Genomic DNA, 3,263 nt, shown 5'->3' on the forward strand with positions numbered 1-3,263 from the left:
CAGGCAGGGCTTGTCAATAGCCAAGCCGAGAGTTTACATTTTTTTAACGTTTGAAAAACACTTTATTCTTCATTTTTTACCTTATAGCTTTCCACAAGATGATAGACCTTGATATCCACAAGAGCGTCAAGAACGATACCCTCAGCGGTATAATCCTCGCTGAATATCCTGCCCTCCTGCCTTATGGTGTTCACAAGACCCGCCTTGTCAAAAGGCAAAAGAAGCCTGCATCTTACGCTGTTTTCGGGTAATGCCTTTTGTATAGCCGCAAGCAGGCTGTCAATACCTGTGCCGTTTTTGGCGGATATCTTCACCGCTTCACCTGATGTGTCAAGCTCGTTTATATAAGGCACTTTGTCGCACTTGTTGAACACTGTCACCACAGGTATTCCCTCACAGCCAAGCTCTTTGAGCAGTTCAAGGGTAACTTTTGCCTGTTCCTCGCAGTCATCAGCCGAGGCGTCGCACACATGGATTATAACGTCCGCACTTGCCGCCTCTTCAAGAGTGGATTTGAAAGCTTCCACAAGCTGGTGCGGCAGACGTCTGATAAGTCCAACCGTGTCAATAAGCGTCACCGACCTGCCGTCAGGAAGCTCTATAGCCCTTGATGTTGTTTCCAAAGTCGCAAAAAGCTTGTTCTCTGCAAGCACGCCCGCTTCTGTAAGATAATTAAGCAGTGTGGATTTGCCCACGTTTGTATAGCCCACTATCGCCGCTGTAAGAACACCGTCTTTCTTGCGACGTTTTCTCATAAGCCCACGACGCTTCTCTATCTCCTTAAGTTCGTCTGAAAGTGCCGCAATACGTGTTCTGATGTGTCGCTTGTCAGTTTCAAGCTTCGACTCACCAGGACCTCTTGTGCCGATACCACCGCCAAGACGTGACATATTGGTTCCCATGCCTGCAAGCCTTGGAAGTCTGTATTTGTTCTGTGCTATCTCTACCTGCAATCTGCCCTCACGAGTAGTCGCACGCTGAGCAAAGATATCCAGTATGAGCATAGTTCTGTCGATAGTGAAAACGCCGCACACGTCCTCGATATTTCTTATCTGTGTGGCTGTCAGTTCGCAGTCAAAAACTATCCTGTCAATATTTTCATTTCTGCATATCTCAGCCAGTTCTTCAAGCCTGCCTGAGCCTATGCAAGTGCCGCTGTCAAAGGACGGCCTTTTCTGTGTTACTCTCGCTATCACCTCACCGCCTGCTGTTTCTGTCAGCTCTTCAAGCTCGTCAAGGGAAAGCTCCACGTCATACGAACCTGTATCCACTGCCGCCAACAGCACACGGTCTTTCTTTATTGTGTTGTCAAACATTTCTGCCATATTAATCACTCCTAATGTCTGTTATCAAGCCGCTCTTCGGCTTTTTCAGGCATAAAAAAACACACCCTCAGGCGTGTAACCAAAACGTTATACGGAAGAGTCGGAGCGGCTTGTGCCAATGCACCTGCCTGATATTCGGTTTAATAGTTCCTCACCCATATTCTTGTAATTCTCATGTCATCCGACGCTCCTTTCGTAAAATATGTTTTATTATATCACAGCCATGATTTTTTGTCAAGCATAAAAACAAAAAGCAGGCTGCCTTTTTCAGACAGCCTGCAAATGTTATTCATAATCGCTTTTAAGTATGCTCCTCTTATGCTTTTTCTCCTCATAAAGCAGGATATCAGCATGGCTGAGAAGCTCTCCTATCTCAAGCGTGGCACTGCATACGAACGGATAAACGCCTACGCTCGTATGGATTATATATGGCTTATCGGCGGCATATTTAATATTGTATTCTCTTGTGACCGCTTCTATATGATTTCTCATTGACGGGATATCTATTGCGTTATCAAGAAAAGCACATACAACGAACTCATCGCCACCTATACGACCCACTATCTCACTGTTGCCAAAAGAGTGTTTAAGTATCTTTGCCGCAGATAGTATAGCAAAGTCGCCCTCCTCGTGACCAAATTTATCATTTATGGTTTTCAGACAGTCAAGGTCGGCAAAGACCATGATAGCCTTTTCACCCTCGTTTTTGTCATTGCTGAGTCTTTTACGAAGTTCCTCAAAAAATCCCCTTCGATTGTAGCAACCCGTCAAAGCGTCCTGCCTTGAAAGATCTCGAAGAAGCTCATTGTTCTCCTTGATCTCGATCAGGCTCTTTTTAAGCTGCTTCTGGGTAACAGCCTGCTGCTTCATCAAGGTTATTATTTTAAGTGCCGCACAAAGTTGAACTGTCACCGACTGCAAATAATTAAAATACTCATGCTTTATCTCACACATCAGTATTCCGTAATGCTCCTCGTTAGAGAACAATGGTGATACCACTAATGTATAACGTCTGTCTGTTGGCAGATACTTATTCGACAACAGCTCTGTATACTTTACAGCCTGCTCTTCATGTGGGAGCTGGATAGCGTCAGAACCATTGTGATAGGCTTTGAGATACATATATTCCGGCGGTTGCCACTTATCTGTACCAAAGTGAATAATGGCAGGCTCGAAGCTGAACAGAAAGCTTGATTCCATATGAAGCCTCGTAAGCTTATCCACAACGGTCTCATATGCTCTGTCATCATAAGCTTCAAATACAAGCATATCCCTTGTGATAGAATTTGCCTGCCATGCAAGAAACTCATTATCCTCAAGTTTTTCCTTACAATAATTCGCATTGCGTTCTGCCAGTATCTTGTATATCTGAATAAAAGTCTGATTTAACTTCAAATGCTTCTCCACGTTATCAAAACGAGAGATAAGCTTTTGCTGAATATACTCAACAGAAGCATAAAGCTCATCAACGTTCACAAACCTAAAAAATTCTTCACTGGCAAGAGTTGAGACCATTTCTAATACTTTGTCTTTTTTGATCTCATTATCAAGATTTTCCTCACGGGCATAATCATCAAGAGCATATATTATCTTGACGTAAACTTCTCGCATTTTCGCAGTTGTTTCACTTGCACTGTATTTATTGAACAAAAACTGGCTCATTCTTCTTGCAAACGCTTCCGGATCATCTGATATGCGGCCAAAAGATATGGTCTTTAATTTTGAGTTGCCCTGACAGCCGCAGGAATTTCTTCTTACCATTTCTGAAGAGATCTTATCGTTGTTTATAGCCTTATTTATAACATAGTTCACAGCCTCCTGAACGGCATGATAGCCAAGCTCAGAAGGGTCAGCCTTGACAGTCGTCAAATGCGGATTAAGCTCCTCAGCCACTGGATCGTCATCAAAGCCTGTCACAAGGATATCCTTACCAGGACG

General features: G+C 43.7%; 2 protein-coding genes. Both read right to left on the bottom strand.

Features of this window, described 5'->3' with window-relative positions; translation table 11 throughout:
* Nucleotides 1-62: 62 nt before the first annotated feature.
* The gene (hflX, locus tag QVO88_RS11390) at nucleotides 63-1,316 is read right to left on the bottom strand and encodes a GTPase HflX (protein WP_265290435.1); all 1,254 of its coding nucleotides are present in this window, start codon (nucleotides 1,314-1,316) and stop codon (nucleotides 63-65) included.
* A gap of 294 nt (nucleotides 1,317-1,610) precedes the next feature.
* Nucleotides 1,611-3,263: diguanylate cyclase (locus QVO88_RS11395; RefSeq protein WP_288178039.1), on the bottom strand; the 1,653-nt coding region annotated here is incomplete at its 5' end.

Source organism: Ruminococcus sp. CAG:57, from assembly GCF_000435935.1.
Lineage (GTDB): Bacteria > Bacillota > Clostridia > Oscillospirales > Ruminococcaceae > Hominimerdicola > Hominimerdicola aceti.

Coding starts and splice junctions, on each gene's coding strand:
- hflX (WP_265290435.1), bottom strand. CDS start 1,316: ATGTTTGACAACACAATAAAGAAAGACCGTGTGCTGTTGGCGGCAGTG.